The sequence below is a fragment of the Bacillus sp. LJBS06 genome, from assembly GCF_016924995.1.
GTDB lineage: Bacteria > Bacillota > Bacilli > Bacillales > Bacillaceae > Bacillus > Bacillus stercoris.
The window spans coordinates 3,044,220-3,060,552 of record NZ_CP070483.1; the positions used below are offsets into that span (position 1 = coordinate 3,044,220).

The 16,333-nt window shown below is 44.9% G+C and carries 21 protein-coding genes; 7 read left to right on the plus strand and 14 right to left on the minus strand.

The genetic code is table 11. From position 1 onward, the window contains the following. The first annotated feature begins 2 nt into the window (after positions 1 to 2). Together JQX68_RS15455 and JQX68_RS15460 are read left to right on the plus strand one after the other, a co-directional pair. On the plus strand, positions 3 to 785 hold the full coding sequence (locus tag JQX68_RS15455) for an ABC transporter ATP-binding protein (RefSeq protein ID WP_014665086.1): 783 nt from the start codon (positions 3 to 5) through the stop codon (positions 783 to 785). Then, positions 760 to 1,572: an ABC transporter permease gene (locus JQX68_RS15460; protein ID WP_205440341.1), complete on the plus strand. Its 813-nt coding sequence runs from the start codon at positions 760 to 762 to the stop codon at positions 1,570 to 1,572. The genes JQX68_RS15455 and JQX68_RS15460 overlap by 26 nt, the downstream gene beginning before the upstream one ends. Before the next feature lie 29 nt (positions 1,573 to 1,601). Here the strand turns inward: JQX68_RS15460 and ytkD are convergent, their stop codons facing one another. The 3 genes from ytkD to JQX68_RS15475 all read right to left on the minus strand — a co-directional run bounded on the left by ytkD (position 1,602) and on the right by JQX68_RS15475 (position 3,285). After that, positions 1,602 to 2,078 (minus strand): RNA deprotection pyrophosphohydrolase, encoded by a 477-nt coding sequence (gene ytkD, locus JQX68_RS15465; protein WP_014665088.1) that lies wholly within the window; start codon positions 2,076 to 2,078, stop codon positions 1,602 to 1,604. Positions 2,079 to 2,286: 208 nt separating this feature from the next. Next, a complete protein-coding gene (locus JQX68_RS15470; protein WP_014665089.1) occupies positions 2,287 to 2,691 on the minus strand; it encodes a phage holin family protein in 405 nt (134 codons plus the stop codon). Positions 2,692 to 2,847: 156 nt separating this feature from the next. After that, positions 2,848 to 3,285, minus strand: coding sequence for a Dps family protein (locus JQX68_RS15475; protein WP_003229083.1), 438 nt, complete (start codon positions 3,283 to 3,285; stop codon positions 2,848 to 2,850). Between the two features lie 128 nt (positions 3,286 to 3,413). Between JQX68_RS15475 and ytzI the strand changes: the two genes are divergently transcribed. Continuing rightward, positions 3,414 to 3,554 (plus strand): YtzI protein, encoded by a 141-nt coding sequence (ytzI, locus tag JQX68_RS15480; RefSeq protein WP_003229081.1) that lies wholly within the window; start codon positions 3,414 to 3,416, stop codon positions 3,552 to 3,554. Here ytzI and JQX68_RS15485 read toward each other — a convergent pair. Next, positions 3,548 to 3,985: a FixH family protein gene (locus JQX68_RS15485; RefSeq protein ID WP_147772404.1), complete on the minus strand. Its 438-nt coding sequence runs from the start codon at positions 3,983 to 3,985 to the stop codon at positions 3,548 to 3,550. The genes ytzI and JQX68_RS15485 overlap by 7 nt on opposite strands. 119 nt (positions 3,986 to 4,104) lie before the next feature. Continuing rightward, entirely contained in the window at positions 4,105 to 4,578 is a 474-nt protein-coding gene (locus tag JQX68_RS15490; protein WP_014114882.1) for an S-ribosylhomocysteine lyase, read from the minus strand. 127 nt (positions 4,579 to 4,705) lie between these two features. Here JQX68_RS15490 and yidD point away from each other — a divergent pair, with 127 nt between their 5' ends. After that, positions 4,706 to 4,933 (plus strand): membrane protein insertion efficiency factor YidD, encoded by a 228-nt coding sequence (gene yidD / locus JQX68_RS15495; RefSeq protein WP_014665092.1) that lies wholly within the window; start codon positions 4,706 to 4,708, stop codon positions 4,931 to 4,933. Here the strand turns inward: yidD and JQX68_RS15500 are convergent. Next, complete coding sequence (locus JQX68_RS15500) at positions 4,930 to 5,493, minus strand: beta-class carbonic anhydrase (protein WP_014665093.1); 564 nt, start codon at positions 5,491 to 5,493, stop codon at positions 4,930 to 4,932. The genes yidD and JQX68_RS15500 overlap by 4 nt on opposite strands. 93 nt (positions 5,494 to 5,586) lie before the next feature. Continuing rightward, positions 5,587 to 5,835, minus strand: coding sequence for a type B 50S ribosomal protein L31 (locus tag JQX68_RS15505; protein WP_014665094.1), 249 nt, complete (start codon positions 5,833 to 5,835; stop codon positions 5,587 to 5,589). A gap of 205 nt (positions 5,836 to 6,040) precedes the next feature. Between JQX68_RS15505 and JQX68_RS15510 the strand changes: the two genes are divergently transcribed. Genes JQX68_RS15510 through JQX68_RS15520 form a run of 3 tightly spaced genes read left to right on the plus strand, consistent with a single transcriptional unit; the run spans position 6,041 to position 8,667 of the window. Next, positions 6,041 to 7,372 carry a cytochrome ubiquinol oxidase subunit I gene (locus JQX68_RS15510; RefSeq protein ID WP_014665095.1) on the plus strand — a complete coding sequence of 444 codons (1,332 nt, stop codon included), beginning with the start codon at positions 6,041 to 6,043 and terminating at the stop codon, positions 7,370 to 7,372. Between the two features lie 42 nt (positions 7,373 to 7,414). After that, positions 7,415 to 8,455, plus strand: a complete 1,041-nt coding sequence (locus JQX68_RS15515; RefSeq protein WP_014665096.1) for a cytochrome d ubiquinol oxidase subunit II — start codon at positions 7,415 to 7,417, stop codon at positions 8,453 to 8,455. A 53-nt stretch (positions 8,456 to 8,508) separates the two neighbouring features. Continuing rightward, on the plus strand, positions 8,509 to 8,667 hold the full coding sequence (locus JQX68_RS15520; protein WP_014665097.1) for a DUF1540 domain-containing protein: 159 nt from the start codon (positions 8,509 to 8,511) through the stop codon (positions 8,665 to 8,667). Between the two features lie 18 nt (positions 8,668 to 8,685). Here JQX68_RS15520 and mntD read toward each other — a convergent pair whose 3' ends face one another. From mntD to menB, 7 genes are all read right to left on the minus strand, one after another. Next, the gene (gene mntD, locus JQX68_RS15525; protein WP_147772405.1) at positions 8,686 to 9,573 is read right to left on the minus strand and encodes a manganese ABC transporter permease MntD; all 888 of its coding nucleotides are present in this window, start codon (positions 9,571 to 9,573) and stop codon (positions 8,686 to 8,688) included. Further along, positions 9,563 to 10,870, minus strand: a complete 1,308-nt coding sequence (locus JQX68_RS15530; RefSeq protein WP_069150126.1) for a metal ABC transporter permease — start codon at positions 10,868 to 10,870, stop codon at positions 9,563 to 9,565. Before JQX68_RS15530 ends, mntD begins: the two co-directional genes overlap by 11 nt. 5 nt (positions 10,871 to 10,875) lie before the next feature. Continuing rightward, positions 10,876 to 11,628, minus strand: a complete 753-nt coding sequence (mntB, locus tag JQX68_RS15535; RefSeq protein ID WP_040082044.1) for a manganese ABC transporter ATP-binding protein MntB — start codon at positions 11,626 to 11,628, stop codon at positions 10,876 to 10,878. 18 nt (positions 11,629 to 11,646) lie between these two features. Next, a complete protein-coding gene (gene mntA, locus JQX68_RS15540; protein ID WP_014665101.1) occupies positions 11,647 to 12,567 on the minus strand; it encodes a manganese ABC transporter substrate-binding protein/adhesin MntA in 921 nt (306 codons plus the stop codon). Between the two features lie 280 nt (positions 12,568 to 12,847). Beyond that, positions 12,848 to 13,963 carry an o-succinylbenzoate synthase gene (gene menC, locus JQX68_RS15545; RefSeq protein WP_014665102.1) on the minus strand — a complete coding sequence of 372 codons (1,116 nt, stop codon included), beginning with the start codon at positions 13,961 to 13,963 and terminating at the stop codon, positions 12,848 to 12,850. Next, positions 13,960 to 15,420 carry an o-succinylbenzoate--CoA ligase gene (locus JQX68_RS15550; protein ID WP_040082041.1) on the minus strand — a complete coding sequence of 487 codons (1,461 nt, stop codon included), beginning with the start codon at positions 15,418 to 15,420 and terminating at the stop codon, positions 13,960 to 13,962. The genes menC and JQX68_RS15550 overlap by 4 nt, the downstream gene beginning before the upstream one ends. A gap of 90 nt (positions 15,421 to 15,510) precedes the next feature. Then, positions 15,511 to 16,326, minus strand: a complete 816-nt coding sequence (gene menB, locus JQX68_RS15555; RefSeq protein ID WP_003229054.1) for a 1,4-dihydroxy-2-naphthoyl-CoA synthase — start codon at positions 16,324 to 16,326, stop codon at positions 15,511 to 15,513. Between the last annotated feature and the right edge of the window lie 7 nt (positions 16,327 to 16,333).

Consider the following 16,333-nt stretch of genomic DNA (forward strand, 5'->3'; position numbering starts at 1 on the left):
CTATGTCTTTCTTACATGTCGACCATGTAACCCATACTTACTTTTCTATCAAAGAAAAAACAACGGCTGTGCGGGATATTCATTTCGATGCCGAAAAAGGTGATTTCATCTCATTTCTCGGCCCAAGCGGCTGCGGAAAAACAACACTGCTTTCCATTATTGCCGGTTTGATTGAGCCATCGGAAGGCAGAGTTCTGATTGAAGGCCGTGAGCCGAATCAAAAAGAACATAACATTGGCTATATGCTTCAGCAGGATTACTTATTTCCCTGGAAATCTATCGAGGAAAATGTGCTTCTCGGTTTAAAAATCGCCGACACGCTGACAGAAGAAAGCAAGGCCGCTGCACTCGGCCTATTGCCTGAGTTCGGCCTCATAGATGTGGAGAAAAAATATCCGAAAGAGCTGTCAGGCGGGATGCGCCAGCGGGCCGCGCTTGCAAGAACTCTTGCGCCAGATCCAAGTCTGCTTTTGCTGGATGAGCCATTTTCCGCGCTTGATTTTCAGACAAAGCTGTCATTGGAAAACCTGGTATTCCGCACATTAAAGGAATATCAAAAAACAGCAGTGCTTGTCACTCATGATATAGGGGAAGCGATAGCGATGAGCGATACGATCTTTCTATTTTCGAATCAGCCGGGCACCATCCATCAGATTTTTACCATTCCTAAGGAATTGGCCTCGATGATGCCTTTTGACGCCCGCCAGGAGCCATCCTTCCAGACGCTGTTTCAAACGATATGGAAGGAGCTGAATTCTCTTGAGAAACAGCAAAGAAACCATTGATCTGCTTCATGAGCAGTATCAATTCAAACAAAAAAAGGAAAAGTGGAATGTCCATTCCTTTCAGCTTGCCATATTTATTCTCTTTTTCTCAGGCTGGGAAATCTCCAGCAGGCAGGGCTGGATCGATCCGCTGATCTTCAGCTCTCCATCAGCTGTTTGGCGTTTATTGCTGGAGAAACTCGGTGACGGTTCATTACTGTCACACATCGGCGTCACTTTATTCGAAACGGTGCTAGGCTTTTTGCTTGGAACGTTTATGGGCACGTGCCTCGCCACTTTGTTATGGTGGTCCAATCGGCTTGCCAGGATTTTAGATCCGTATCTTGTGATCTTGAATGCAATGCCGAAAGTGGCCCTGGGCCCGATCCTGATTGTCGCACTCGGTCCCAGTTTAATCAGCATTATTGCGATGGGAGCCATCATCAGCGTCATTATCACCACCATCGTTGTGTACACCGCCTTTCAGGAGGTCGACGAAAACTATACGAAAGTCATGAAAACATTCGGCGCAAAAAAATGGGTTATTTTTAAAGAAGTCATACTGCCCGCATCCTCTCCCGCGATTATTTCAACATTAAAAGTAAACGTCGGTTTATCATGGGTTGGCGTCATTGTAGGGGAATTCCTCGTTTCGAAGGTTGGATTGGGATATATGATTATTTACGGATTCCAAGTCTTCAATTTCACACTCGTCTTCTTAAGCCTGCTGATCATCGCCATCTTTGCCACACTGATGTATCAGGGTGTCGAGCTGCTGGAAAAGAAATGGACGAAGGGCAGGACATAATAAAAAATCCGGCACATGTGCCGGATTTTTTATTCGATCCATCCAGATTCTTTCAGTTTTTTCAAACTGATCGGAAGAACGGAATCCTTCATAATAAAGCTGAACTTTTTATTGCGGGAAAGGTTCTCCGGAAGCTCGTGAAACAAAACCGGGCCTTTCGTTTCAAAGTAATCAGCTTGCTCTTCAAGCTTTTCTATATCTGCAAAATATATATTTTTCACAATCACTTTTTCTTTACCGAGAACCTTATACTGTCCGAGATACTTGAGGCTTTTGACTCTCGCGCCCGTCTCTTCCTTTACTTCCCGAAGCGCAGCCTCTTCCGCGCACTCCATCGGCTCTACTTTCCCGCCTGGAAACTCATAGCCTCTGTCCTCATGTTCTGTTAAAAGCCATTTGCCGCCAAAACGGCAAATCACCCAGACATGCTTCGGGCTGTCCGAGAAAGGCTGATTGTCAAAGGAAAGCTGAACAGTATTCTGATAATAATCTTTAAACTCGTACATGTTTATCCCTCAAATCCGTTCCTAGCTATCTTCCATACATCATACCACAGTTACGTTTCTGCGGAAGCCTTTTATCAAAAAATAAGGGAAACCCAGCACGCCGTCAGGTTCTGCATACAGACTAGCTCGTACAGTTTTTTACGATACCTAATGCCGAAAAGTGCGACTGACGCTCTGGGCTTTATTATGACCCGCGAACAGGGAAAAGTTACGGTTTGCGTTTAAATTTATTTTTTAACGTTTCTAAAAGATCGACAAGCACCTGGGGAACCGGTATGCCGAGAGAACTGGCTGTCACAACAATTTGCACAGATTCATAAAGAATATAAAACATAATAGCCAAGTCACGAATGGACCCCTGTGTATTCAGCAGCTGATCAAAAAAGTGGCATACAGAGATCAGAGCCAGCGTGACTAATTTTTTGACAAGCCGGGCAAATATCTTCTTAAACGACAGTTTGTGAATAATTGTTTCCTTCAAAGTCGTACTGATAAATTCAATTGCCATAAGAGAGAGCAAAATCAGAAATGAATACTGAAAACCACCGAAGAAAAAACCCGCTGCTGAAACGCTGACTGCTATTAACGAAAAGATGCCAAAGTCTCTATCCATTTATCCCAACATCCTTTCACAGAAACGGCCTTACGATATTCTATGGAAAACAAGCCGACCGGATTGGATTTTTCAGAAAAATGGACTGGTTGTCGCCTATTTTTCAGATACAAAAAGAAAAGCCGGACATCTGTTTTTAGACGTCCGGCCGTTCTTTTACCCCAGGTAAGCTTTTAGCATCCAGTTATGTTTTTCAATATTTTGATGGATCGCAAGAAGCATGTCCCCTGTTGTTTCGTCACCGACTTCATCAGCTAAATCCATGCCGTTTTTCAGCTCTTCCGCGATGACCGTAAAATCATCGTATACGCTTTGAACCATTTGTTCAGCTGTTTCATTTCCAGCCGCTTCTTTGACAGAAGCCGTTTCTAAGGATTCCTTCATTGTTGCAATCGGTTTTCCGTTCAGCGCCAAAAGACGTTCTGCTAAGTCATCAATATAAGTTGCGGTTTCGTTGTACAGCTCTTCAAACTTTTCATGAAGAGTGAAGAAATCTTTCCCTTTCACATACCAGTGATAATTATGTAGTTTCACATACATGACCGTCCAGTTGGCTACTTGTTTGTTCACTGCTTGAATCAATTGTTCTGACATGGTATCTCCTCCTTGTTATATGACTATGTATACCCTTAATATCGTACGCTAAAACCTCTTTTTTACCCTTATCTGTCACGATTTCTTCTATTATGCTACAATTGTTAAAAAACGGGAGGTGGAATGTCATGACGCTTCTCATTACGATAAGTATTTTGATTGTGCTGGCTGTGTTGCTTGTAACCATTTGGACGACTGTAAAAGCCTATAATGTAAAGCATACCATTGATCCACCGCAAGAAAATCACTCTGATTCACACAATCAATGATGATGTGATTGCTTCTCTTCTGACTGATTGCCCGCAGCATCGGCGTCTCCGACTTGGACTTTTAAGGTCGGCATGCTATGCTGTTTTTTTGCTGTGACATGGGATTGAACAGTGTATATACCATCTTCCTTAAACGTTGTTTCCAACCGGTATACGCCTTTTTCTTGTTTCGCCTTAAACATTTGGCTGGCGTCTTTTTCCCCTTCTTTCCATACTTCAAACTCTACTTCATCAGCATCCGTCACAGCTTCATCACCGTATGATACGGCTGCTTCATAAGCAGCGCTGTCTCCGGGTTTTACTTTTTCAGGACCGGTCAGCTTGACATCCAAAACCTTGGGCGCCTCATCTGTATTTGCTTTGCTTTCGCTAGATCCGCATCCGTTAAGCAAAAAAGCAGAAAAAAGCAGAACAACCAACATCTTTTTCATGCCATCACCCTTTCATCGTTTACCTAAATAGTAGCAAACGCTTACAACAAATGGTACACAAAATATGAGACGTCACAAAAAAGACCTTTTTGCGCTTGAGCAAAAAGGTCTTTTCTATTTTAGCCAAATACTTTTAGCAATTCTTCTTTATCCTGTGAAAGCCAGAAACGCATTAAACGTTTAGCGCCTTCCAGATCATGAAGCTTCGCTTGGCCGCACTGCTTCTCATTCGCAGCTGGTATTTCGGTAATCTCTACCGCTTCCTTCATTGTGTCTTCAAGCAGATCAACGATTTCCGCCGGTGTCGGCTCTCCGCTCACTACAAGATAATAGCCAGTTTGGCAGCCCATTGGAGAGATATCAATGATATCAAAATGATCATATTTCTCTGCATGAGAACGAATCGTAAACGCGAGCAAATGCTCGAGTGTGTGAATGGTGTCAGGCTTCATTGCCTGCTTATTTGGCTGGCAAAAACGAATATCAAATTTATTTACAACGCCGTCTGTTCCTACTTTATGCACGCCGCAATGTCTTACATATGGAGCAACAACCGCATTATGATCAAGCTCAAAACTTTCTACTGAAGGCATAATGGCACTCTCCCTTTTCTAAAAATGTACATTCATTATAACATACCTTTCCGATAAGAATAATCGAATAGCTTTTCAATCTGCGTTTTTTTTCTTATACTTGCATCAGAAAGGTTGCTGAATACATATGAAAACCCTATTTATCGCTCTGATCAGAGGATATCAAAAATTCATCTCGCCGCTGACGCCGCCAACATGCCGCTTTTATCCGACTTGCTCTCAATATGGAATCGAAGCGATTAAAACACATGGGGCTTTAAAAGGCGGCTGGCTGACAATCAAACGGATTTTGAAATGCCATCCGTTCCATCCGGGAGGGGTCGATCCCGTTCCTGAAAAGAAACACAAACATTAAGCGTTATAGCCGTTTACGACAAGATCCAGTTTTCCTGTGTCAGGATCAATAACTAAGCCATGGACTGGAACGTTTTCCGGGAACAGCGGATGATGTTTAATGACTTCTACGCTGTCTTTCACACTTGCTTCTACTGAATCAAAGCTTTTAAACCATTGATCAAAATCAACACCGGAGTACTTTAATGTTTCGATGCGTTCTTCCGGAATTCCTCTTTCTTTGATTCTATCAAGCATACTTTCGCTGCTGATTTTGCTCATGCCGCAATCGTGATGTCCGATCACACATACTTCATCGGCGTTCAGCTCGTACACTGCGACGAGTAAACTTCTCATGATGCTTCCGAATGGGTGTGTCACAAGCGCACCGGCACTTTTAATGATTTTCACATCGCCGTTTCGCATATTCATCGAATGCGGCAGCAGTTCAACCAGACGAGTGTCCATGCAAGAAAGAATCGCCATTTTTTTATCGGGGAATTTTGACGTTTTATACTTTTCATACTCTCTTTGTTCAGTAAATGTCTTGTTAAATTCGAGAATATCATTTAGAAGACTCATGTTCGTTGTCCCTTTCTATTCTTTTTACTCTTCAATATATCACAACACTTGTTTATTCGTCATAATAAAAAAAGACAAACCCTCAGGTCTGCCTTATTTCCCCATGTTATAGCGTTTTTTGAACTGCTCAACTCGTCCGCCTTTTTCATTGAATTTCTGGCGGCCTGTATAAAACGGATGCGTGTCAGAACTTACTTCTACTTTAATGACGGGATATGTGTTGCCGTCTTCCCACTCTGCTGTTTCATTAGATGTTTTGGTCGAGGTGCTGAGAAAACGATAGCCGCTGTTGACATCCTGAAATATGACTTTGTGGTTTTTTGGATGAATTCCTTCTCTCATGAGTATCCCCTTTCTTTAAATCGTAATAATTACGTTTTATTTTATAACGTCACAAACGTTTTGTCAATCTTCTTACATCCTTCCCTCTGTTCTCTCATCGTAAACCTCATGGCATTTAAGAATAGGAAGAATAATCTAACCGAGGAAGCAAATAATAAACCCAAAATACATACAGAACGTCTTTTGAGAAAGGTGGTTTACGATTGTGGATGATTTAGTTTTGGCCAGAAGCCTTTTTGGCACGACAATGGGCTTCCATATCATTTTCGCAACGCTTGGAGTCGGTCTGCCGCTCATGATTTTAGTGGCGGAATTGATCTATCAAAAAACGAAAGATGACCATTATGCGATCATGGCGAAAAGGTGGACGAAAGCACAAGCTGTTTTACTGGGAGTCGCCATACCGACCGGAACGATCGCGGGCACTCAGCTCGCGCTTTTATGGCCGGGATTTATGGAAGTCATCGGCCGGGTCATGTCCCTGCCGTTTCAAATTGAAATCTATGCTTTTTTTGTTGAAGCCCTTTTCATGTCGATTTATGTATACGCAGCAGACCGCTTATCACCTGCAATGAGGATTGTTGCTGTTTTCTTTGTGTTAGTCGGGGCCGCAGCATCCGCTGTTCTGATCACGAATGTCCATGCCTTTGAAGGAACTCCGGCAGGTTTTAAAATTTTAAACGGAAAAATCACAGATGTTGATCCGTGGGCCGCGTTCTTCAACCCAAGCTTTTTTATCACTGCAGGCCATGTCGTTTTATCCGCATTTATGACGGGAGCGTTTATCGTAGCTTCTGTGGCCGCATATAAAATGATCCGGACGAGAAAAAAGGAAAAGGTCTATCGCTTTCACCGGAAAGCCCTTTTGCTCGCACTCACGATCGGCGGTATTTTTTCATTGCTGACCGCTTTGAACGGACACGAATCAGCACAGATGCTGTACGAATACCAGCCCGAAAAATTAGCCGGTGCGGAAGGCCTGTTTGAAACAAGATCCCACGCTCCGCTCGCGATCGGCGGTTTTACCGACCCGAAAGAAGAAAAAGTAAAATGGGCTATCGAGATTCCATGGGCTTTAAGCTTTTTGGCAGCGAACCGTTTTGACACTGTTGTAAAGGGATTGAATGCATTTCCTAGAGATGAATGGCCGCCGCTTTTTATTCACACGCTGTTTAACGCGATGGTCGGAGTAGGCATGCTATTGATTCTTTATTCCATTATCGGTGTGGTCTGGAGAAAGGTGCTCAAGAAAGACCGATTCCCGACGTGGCTTTTGGTCATTTTCATGACAGCAGGCCCTTTTAGTCTTATCGGCATTGAATTCGGCTGGATTTTCGCCTGTACGGGAAGGCAGCCTTGGGTCATCTATCATCTGCTGAAAACATCGGATGTCGTAACTACGACTGGCTCGATCGGAGTGCTCTTCTTGTTTTTCACATTTGTTTATGCCGTGTTAGGCGCAGCTGTCGTCTACGTGCTCTTGTACTATTTCCGCAAGCACCCGGTTGACGAAGATTTAAATACAGCGGAGTCGTAATGGCTCCGCAAACAGGAAACCAAATGGAAGGAAGATCGACAAATGGACATTTCAACTGACGCTCTGATCGCCATCTCAATTATCTGGGGCTTTGTGTTTATTTACGCCGTCATGGCGACAATGGATTTTGGAGCTGGATTTTGGTCTATGATCTATTTAAACAAGGAACACATGAAGGCCACCGATATTGCGAATCGATTTTTGTCCCCGACTTGGGAGGTCACAAACGTCTTTATTGTGGCCATCGTCGTGGCGCTTTTCAGTTTTTTCCCCGGTGCGACATTTGTGCTCGGCACCGTGTTATTAATTCCCGGCAGCATAATTTTGCTGCTTTTAGCGATCCGAAGCGGATTTCTCGTTTTTTCAAACACAGCAAAAGAGCGGAAAACGCTAAGATATATTTCCGGCATCTCCGGCTTTATCATTCCTGCTGTTTTAATTTTGGTGCTTCCTGTGACTCACGGAGGATTTATCGAAAAAACGGACGGGATCTATAACTTGAATATGTCTAAAATCTTTTCAAGCCCCAACGCCTATTCATTTATCGGGTTTGCGATTTTAAGCACCTTATTTTTATCCTCGCTATTGCTTGCTGATTTTTCAAATGTAGCAGAGGAACAGGATGCGTACCGGGCCTACAGAAAAAGCGCCCTGATCACCGGCCCGATTTCACTGCTGTTTGCTGTATGCATTATGGTGACGATGCGGAATGAAGCAAACTGGCTGTACAGCGGAATGCTGAATGATTTCACTTGGATTATTGCATCGTTTATTACATTTGTCATTGCTGGAATCGCTCTGTTTCTGCCAAACAAAAGTTTTGGAAAAAACATCGGAAAACCGCGGCTTGCACTTGTCGCGATTGGAATACAGTATTTTCTCGCAAGCTACGCGTACGGGCGGGCGCATCTTCCGTATATGATTTATCCCGATGTGACAGTCATGTCAGGCTTCACAGAGCCAGCAACGTTCAGGGCACTGTTTGCGACGTATATCGTAGCATTTATCATTCTATTTCCGGGCTTTTATTTCTTCTGGAAAATGTTTATGCGAGATAAACGCTATATCCGCCAGGAGGAATAGAGGTGAAGCCTGCCGGCTATACTAACCCAGAACCTTTATAAGGAGGGGATGGCATGGAGCAGAAAATTCTATGCGAAGTCAACAACTGTTCTTATTGGGGCAAAGGAAACAAATGCACCGCTGATGCCATTTATGTTGTCAGCCATACTGGTGAAACGGCTGAAAACAGCCGGGAAACAGACTGCAAAACGTTTAAGCCGCATGAATTGTAATTAAAAGAAAGAGCTGCATCAGCCAGCTCTTTCTTTTTGTATGTTGAGTGTTCTCAGCTTTTTAGACATGACCCCGTTTGCAGGTGAAAACAAAAAGGCGCTTGCATACCATATACCTGTCATGGCCGCCATCGCTCCTGAAATCGAAACATTAAGCCACGTTGCGAAGAAATAGCCCATGATCGCCGACAGCCCGCCAATCAACGCGCTGAGAATCAGCATATAAAGAAGCCGGTCTGTCAGCAAATGTGCCGCAGCAGGCGGAACAATCAACATGGCCACAACCAATACAGCACCCACTGAATCAAAGGAAGCAACAGTCGTCAAAGACAGCATGCCCATTTGCACGTAATGAATGAGCAAAACCGGTATTCCTAAGGCTAAAGCCATTTGAGGATCAAACGAAGCGATTTTAAACTCCTTATAGCACACACTGATCAACACTACGTTTAAAACCAGAACAGATGCCAGCATCCAAAACGCTTTCGGCCCGATATCAACTCCGAATGCCGTCATCGTATTCCACGGCACAAAAGCGATTTCTCCCATTAACGAGTGCTCAATATCGAGATGGACATTCGCTCCATAAACAGAAAGCAAAATGACGCCGATTGCAAATAAGGATGTAAACACAACGCCTATGGCAGCATCTGATTGAACCCCCTTGCTATGAAGAAGCTGAACCAAAAATGCCGTTAACAATCCGGTTACAGCTGCACCGATAAACATAGAAATCCCGTCGAGACTCCCGGTCACTAGAAAAGCGCCTACAATGCCAAGCAACACGGTATGGCTGATTGCGTCGGCCAGCATTGCCATGCTTCTCAGCACAAGAAATGTGCCGATCAATGCGCAGCTTACACCGACTAATACACCTGTAGCTATAATCCATGTTTCAAAACTCATTTACGATCTGTCCCTTCTCAGCTTCATGAGACGCTTTTCGCAGCTCAGGCATCCGGCCATACAGCTTTAATAATGAAAAAAGCCGTTCTCTCGTTTCCCCTGACAAACGATCCGGATCAAAGCAGTCCTGGTCGAATTCTATATTGGCAAGCTCCATTTCATGCATGAGATACACTTCATACATCCGCTGCTTCAAAGCTGTGTGGTAGCCTTTTTCAATCCCGGTGCTTGTGATTTGCCAAACTCCATTTTCGATACACTTAATGCACCTCTCTTGTTCCAAGTCATTTAAAACCTTAAGGCATAATGAAGGAGATAGACGCCTTTTCTTTCTTACACTCTCAGCTGTTACACAAAGATCTTTCTTTTCATACTGTTCATAAATCGTCAGCAGCACTTGCTCCCTGCTTGTTCTGCGCCGAAGCCTCATCAGCCTTATGGCTTTAGCGGCCAACCCCCGCTTAGGCGCGCAAATCATTGAAAAAAGAAAGATCAGCGTTGCAGATATGATTATTAATGGCCCTGTCGCCATTCCCTTCATGGTCGTGCTCAGCAGGGTTCCGGCCACTCCGCTGACCCCGCCAGTGATCCCGGCAATGACGATCATCCCTGTCAATCGTTCGGTCCAATATCTTGCAGCTATGGCAGGTGTAATCAGCATAGCCGCCATTAATATCACACCAACCGTCTGAAGCCCAATAACGACAGCACCGACAATCAGACTAGCCAAAAGTCCGTTCAAAAAACGCACCGGGATTCCCAATCCCTTTGCAAACGCGGGATCAAAAGTAATCAATGTAAATTCCTTAAAGAAAACAATACACACGAGCAGCAGAACAGCAGATATTCCTGCAATAAGAATGATATCCTGTCTGACCAATGAAGCCGCCTGGCCGAACAAAAAAGAATCAAGCCCGCTTTGGCTTCCTGCCCCCTGCTGCTGAATATATGTCAAAAGAATAATCCCAACCCCAAAAAACACAGAAAGAACTATCCCAATCGCCGAGTCCTCCTTTGTTTTTGAAAGCCGCGAAATCACCTGAATACAAAACGTTCCGAGCAGTCCGGCAAGCGCCGCACCCAGCAAAAAGAAAGGCAGTGATTTTTGCCCGGTGAACAGAAAAGCGAGACACACGCCCGGCAGAGCTGAATGGGCCATCGCATCGCCGATTAAACTTTGCTTTCTCAGCAGCACAAAGCTGCCCAAAACACCGCTTGCCGCCCCGAGCAAAAGCGTACCCGCCAGCACCCACTGTGTGTTCGGATGCTGGAGCTGCAGCCACAAACTTTCAAACATTGCGCTCACTCCTTATGCCCTTCTGCTATGACTTTATCTTTTAAAAACGTAAGCCTTCCTCCATATGTTTTTTGCAGGTTTTCGATTGTAAAAACGTTTTCCGCCGGTCCGAAAGCGATTTTTCTTAAATGAAGCAGTAAAATCCAATCAAAATAATCCTCGGCGGTCTGCAAGTCATGATGGACGACAAGCACGGTTTTTCCTTTTTCTTTGAGTTCTGCCAGAAGCGTCATAATCGCGCGCTCCGTCGCTGCATCGACACCTGCAAACGGTTCATCCATAAAATAAATGTCAGCGTTCTGGCAGAGTGCCCGGGCAAGAAACACCCGCTGCTGCTGGCCGCCTGACAGCTGGCTGATCTGCCTATTCGCATAATCAAGCATCCCGACTTTTGCTAAAGCGGCCTTCGCCATTTCCACATCTGCTTTCTTTGGCCTCTTTAATAAACCGATTTTTCCGTATCTTCCCATTAGAACGACATCGAGCGCGCTTGTGGGGAAATCCCAGTCAACCGAGCCGCGCTGCGGAACATATCCGATTCTGGTCCGCTGATCCTTATAGTCTTTGCCGTAAATAGAAATGTCTCCTGAAGCCCGGGGCACAAGACCGAGAATGGTTTTGATCAAGGTTGATTTTCCCGCGCCGTTTGGGCCGATAATGCCAATCAGTTTTCCTTCCGGCACCTGCAGCGAAATGTCCTGCAGCACAGGCCTTTTATGATAAGCAACCGTCACATTATCAAGCTCAACAGGGAACATATCCTTCACCTCTATTCTTTATTTAAGCGCTTTAGTAATCGTGTTGATATTGTGGCGGAACATTCCTTCGTATGTGCCTTCTTTGGTGCCCTTTTCACCCATGGCATCCGAATAAAGCTGGCCGCCGATTGTGACGGTATGGCCTTTTTCTTTAGCGCCTTCCACCACTGCATTGATTGATTTTTCAGATACGCTGCTTTCTACGAACACAGCTTTTATTTGTTTTTCTGTCAGAAGATCAACCAGCTCCTGAACATCCCTTAATCCATAGTCCGAATCTGTGCTTAGTCCCTGCAAGCCTCTTACCTTAAATCCATACTCATTCCCAAAGTACGCAAACGCATCATGAGCAGTCACAAGCACACGGCTTTTCTCCGGAATATGTGCGATCTCCTGACGCGACCACTTATCTAAATTTTGCAAATCTTCTTTGTATGCTTTGGCATTTTTCTGAAAGTCATCTGCGTGCTGAGGCATTGCTTTGCTGAATTGCGCTTCAATTTCATCCACTGCATAGATCCATAGCGGAATGCTGAACCACACGTGGGGATCAAACGTCTTGCCTTCCCCCGCTGAAATAAGCTTGTTTTTCGGAATGGCCTCAGCAACTGCCGCTGCTTGTTTTTGTTCGCCAATTTTTTGGAGGACGTCCTCCATTTTCCCTTCCAAATGCAACCCGCTGTACAGAACAACATCGGCTGACATTAATTTTTTCGTGTCACCTTGCGAAGCTTTGTAAAGGTGCGGATCAACCCCCGGCCCCATTAAAGAGGTGACTTTTACATGCTTGCCTCCGATGTTTTCTGCTGCATCGGCAATTTGAGATGTTGTCGCTGTCACTTGTAATTGTTGATCAGCGCTCTTTCCGGCTGAATCTGTTCCGCATCCTGTTAAAGCAAAGGCCGCAAAAAGCACTGCCGCCATCAGCCCTCGTTTCATGTTCCTCCTCCTCTTTGCCATCAATGTCCGATTGTTTTATCTTATGATGTCAGTTCTTAGACATGTGACATTAAATTAGACAAAAGCATATTTTGTTTACACAGGACAAAAATTTTCCTTTGTGCAAAATTATCGCGTTTGGCCATTTTTGTCAAGCTCCATTTACATAAAAAAACCGGCTGGGTCAGCAGCCGGTCCAAACGAGAAGGGATGTATTCAATGAACACTTTTACTGTAACAGCATAGTGTCATTCATTCAAAATAGCAAAATGCTTTTTTCTTACCCATGCTGTGTGAAAACATCCATTTTGGTCACATATTTTCGCATAATATCCTGGTTCACCTCAACCCCTAAACCAGGCTGTTTTGACACAGAAATAAATCCATTATCAATACGAATATCAGGGGTCACAATATCTTCATCCCAATAGCGTGAAGATGATGAAATATCGCCGGGTATTGTGAATTGAGGCAGTGAAGCAAGCGCAACGTTCTGCGCTCTCGATATGCCGGTTTCCAGCATTCCTCCGCACCACACCTGCATGTGATGCTCTTGGCATAAATCATGAATTTTTAAAGCTTCTGTTAAGCCGCCGACACGCGAAGGCTTTATATTAATAATTTTGCAGCTTCCCAGCTCAATCGCCCGTCTCGCATCATCAACTGAACAAATGCTTTCATCAAGGCAAATGGCCGTTTTCAAATGTTTCTGCAAGTGGCGGTGGTCAACGATGTCGTCAGCTTGAAGAGGCTGCTCAATCATCATTAACTGGAATTCATCAAGCTCCTTTAAGCGGCTGATATCCTTCAGCTCATAGGAGGAATTGGCATCAGCCATGAGCGGGATGTTTGGGAACCGGCTGCGGATGGCCTTGACCAATTCCACATCCTGCCCAGGCTGAATTTTAATTTTTATTCTTTGATAACCTTCTTTTTGATAGCTTTCAATTTCCTTCAGCATATCGTCAAGGGGTGCCAGGCCGACAACCACTCCGGCAGGGACTTTATCTCTTGTTCCGCCCAATGCCTCAGCAAGAGATATGCCCTTCTTTTTCGCATAGATATCCCAGACAGCCGATTCAAGTCCCGCTTTTGCCATCCGGTTTCCTTTATACCGCGCCAGGCTGTCCGGCACTTCTGAAGGGTGATTAAATTCACGGCCGACGACATTTGGAATAAAAAAATCTTTTAGCATATGCAAACATGTTCCAATGGTTTCCTCGGTGTACCAAGGAGAAGAGAAAGCAGAAACTTCTCCCCAGCCTGTAACACCGGATGTATCAATGGCTTCCACGATCAGAAATTTGCGCTCTTGAAGCGTTTCGATACTGTTTTTAAACGGTTTCTTTAAATTCATGCTCAAATGGTAAAGCGTAATTTTTTCTATTTCGATCATAGCAGTTCTCCTTTACGCGCATCCTTCAGCCGATTTCGCAAGAGCTTATTAGACGCATTGCGCGGCAAGCGGTCAAGCACAAAGAATTTTGCCGGAATTTTATACTTCGCCAAACGTTCTTTGCAGTATGCCCTCAATTCTTCTGCGCTCACAGGCTTGTGAAGGACAAGATAGGCGTGAGGCACTTTCCCCCATTTTCTGTCCTCAGCCCCTGAAACTCCGGCTTCGGCCACAGCGGGGTGTGAAAGCAGCACTGACTCCACTTCGGCCGGATAAATGTTTTCTCCGCCAGAAATGATCAGATCTGAACGTCTGTCTAATACATATAAAAAGCCTTCATTGTCCAAATACCCAAGATCACCTGTTTTCAGCCAGCCATTTTGAAAGGAGGCTTCGTTTGCGCTCTCTCGGTTAAAATAGCTTTTCATGACATTCGGGCCTTTGACCATAATTTCACCGTGTTCGAACGGTTCACATGCCTGTCCGTCCCGCTCGATTTTGATTTCACATGAAAACAGCGGTTTCCCCGCAGATCCGAGCTTCTCCATGCTAAATTCCGGCGACAGGGTAACAATTTGTGAGCAAGTTTCTGTCATTCCATATGACTGAAAGACAGGGAATCCTTTCTCACGGCATTCCTCAAGCAATGGCAGCGGTGCAGGACCGCCGCCGAGAAGAATGCATCTGATGGATTCAGGGCAACGGCTTGTTTCTTCCAAAAGACTAGCCAGCATAGTCTGCACAGCAGATATCATTGTCACTTGATGCCTGTTGATAGAATCCAGCACATCGCTCACGGAAAAACGCTGGTGAAGCACGACAGTCATTCCATAGATCACAGATTTAAATAATGCGGACAAGCCGCTGATGTGAAAGAGCGGCAATGCGATAAGCCAGCGGTCTTGTTCTGTTATACCCAAATTAAGCGCGGACGACACCGCACTGAAATAATGGTTTCCGAACGTTTGCTGAACTCCCTTGGGCTTTCCTGTCGTACCCGATGTATACATCAGCGTCGCCGTTGCATCCATTTGCATATAAGCCTGGATCTCCATTTCCCCCGCGGCTTCTTTCATCAATTCATCCACATCAATTGTTTGAACGATATGTTCATACTCTTTTCTGTCAAAGCTTGAATCTGTCAGTAAAAAGCCGGAGCCGGAATCCTCCAGCTGAAACAGCCTTTCATGTGTTGACAGCTTCGTATTCAAAAGCACCGCTTTAACACCTAGCAAAAAACAAGCGTGAACAGCGTATACCATTTCTGCACGGTTTTGGAGCAAAATAGCCGCAGTATCCCCTTTCCGAACCGAATAAGCGGCAAGCTGTTCCGCCATTCGTTTAGACGCGGCAAACAATTCTGCAAATGTAACGGTTTGGTCTTTATAGATGAGAGCAATTCTCTCAGGTGTCAGCTGCGCCCGCTGCATGAGCCAGTTGGGCTGTTCTGTCAGCATGTCATCATCTCCGAGGTAAAATGTCTGTATTGAAAAGAAAACAGCTTGGACCGCAAAGTCTCAAGCTGTTGGTTGACTAAGTATTGCTGATCACGGGAAACGAGGGAACTGTCCGAAATCAGGTTTGCGTTTTTCCTTGAAGGAATCACGGCCTTCTTTTGCTTCATCTGTTGTGTAGTAAAGAAGGGTAGCATCCCCTGCAAACTGCTGAATTCCAGCAAGTCCGTCTGTGTCCGCGTTAAACGCAGCTTTAAGAAAGCGCAGTGCGGTCGGGCTTTTTTCAAGCATTTCTTCACACCATTTAATCGTTTCTTCTTCAAGCTGTTCCAAAGGAACGACTGTGTTGACAAGACCCATGTCCAGTGCTTCTTGTGCGTTGTACTGACGGCATAGGTACCATATTTCACGTGCTTTTTTGTGCCCAACAATTCGAGCCAGATAGCCAGAACCGTAACCTGCATCGAAGCTTCCCACTTTAGGGCCTGTTTGTCCGAAAATTGCGTTGTCTGCAGCAATTGTCAAGTCACATACGATGTGAAGCACATGGCCTCCGCCGATCGCATATCCAGACACCATCGCAACAACCGGTTTCGGAATGACACGGATTAAACGCTGAAGATCCAATACGTTTAGACGCGGGATCTGGTCGTCTCCTACATATCCACCGTGGCCGCGCACTTTTTGGTCTCCGCCAGAACAAAATGCTTTGTCCCCTGCGCCGGCAAGCACGATAACCCCAACATTTTGGTCGTCTCTTGCGTCAGCAAACGCATCAATCATTTCAGCAACCGTTTTAGGGGTAAACGCATTATGTACCTCAGGTCGGTTGATTGTTATTTTTGCAATGCCATTATACGTTTCATACAATATCTCATCGTATGTCCGTTTTGTTTTCCATTCAGCCATATGATGA

Bases quoted from the DNA above. Each gene is read 5' to 3' on its own strand.
- JQX68_RS15455 (WP_014665086.1), top strand. From the start codon at position 3: ATGTCTTTCTTACATGTCGACCATGTAACCCATACTTACTTTTCTATC.
- ytkD (WP_014665088.1), bottom strand. From the start codon at position 2,078: ATGTACGAGTTTAAAGATTATTATCAGAATACTGTTCAGCTTTCCTTT.
- JQX68_RS15470 (WP_014665089.1), bottom strand. From the start codon at position 2,691: ATGGATAGAGACTTTGGCATCTTTTCGTTAATAGCAGTCAGCGTTTCA.
- JQX68_RS15475 (WP_003229083.1), bottom strand. From the start codon at position 3,285: ATGTCAGAACAATTGATTCAAGCAGTGAACAAACAAGTAGCCAACTGG.
- ytzI (WP_003229081.1), top strand. From the start codon at position 3,414: ATGACGCTTCTCATTACGATAAGTATTTTGATTGTGCTGGCTGTGTTG.
- JQX68_RS15485 (WP_147772404.1), bottom strand. From the start codon at position 3,985: ATGAAAAAGATGTTGGTTGTTCTGCTTTTTTCTGCTTTTTTGCTTAAC.
- JQX68_RS15490 (WP_014114882.1), bottom strand. From the start codon at position 4,578: ATGCCTTCAGTAGAAAGTTTTGAGCTTGATCATAATGCGGTTGTTGCT.
- yidD (WP_014665092.1), top strand. From the start codon at position 4,706: ATGAAAACCCTATTTATCGCTCTGATCAGAGGATATCAAAAATTCATC.
- JQX68_RS15500 (WP_014665093.1), bottom strand. From the start codon at position 5,493: ATGAGTCTTCTAAATGATATTCTCGAATTTAACAAGACATTTACTGAA.
- JQX68_RS15505 (WP_014665094.1), bottom strand. From the start codon at position 5,835: ATGAGAGAAGGAATTCATCCAAAAAACCACAAAGTCATATTTCAGGAT.
- JQX68_RS15515 (WP_014665096.1), top strand. From the start codon at position 7,415: ATGGACATTTCAACTGACGCTCTGATCGCCATCTCAATTATCTGGGGC.
- JQX68_RS15520 (WP_014665097.1), top strand. From the start codon at position 8,509: ATGGAGCAGAAAATTCTATGCGAAGTCAACAACTGTTCTTATTGGGGC.
- mntD (WP_147772405.1), bottom strand. From the start codon at position 9,573: ATGAGTTTTGAAACATGGATTATAGCTACAGGTGTATTAGTCGGTGTA.
- JQX68_RS15530 (WP_069150126.1), bottom strand. From the start codon at position 10,870: ATGTTTGAAAGTTTGTGGCTGCAGCTCCAGCATCCGAACACACAGTGG.
- mntB (WP_040082044.1), bottom strand. From the start codon at position 11,628: ATGTTCCCTGTTGAGCTTGATAATGTGACGGTTGCTTATCATAAAAGG.
- mntA (WP_014665101.1), bottom strand. From the start codon at position 12,567: ATGAAACGAGGGCTGATGGCGGCAGTGCTTTTTGCGGCCTTTGCTTTA.
- menC (WP_014665102.1), bottom strand. From the start codon at position 13,963: ATGATCGAAATAGAAAAAATTACGCTTTACCATTTGAGCATGAATTTA.
- JQX68_RS15550 (WP_040082041.1), bottom strand. From the start codon at position 15,420: ATGCTGACAGAACAGCCCAACTGGCTCATGCAGCGGGCGCAGCTGACA.
- menB (WP_003229054.1), bottom strand. From the start codon at position 16,326: ATGGCTGAATGGAAAACAAAACGGACATACGATGAGATATTGTATGAA.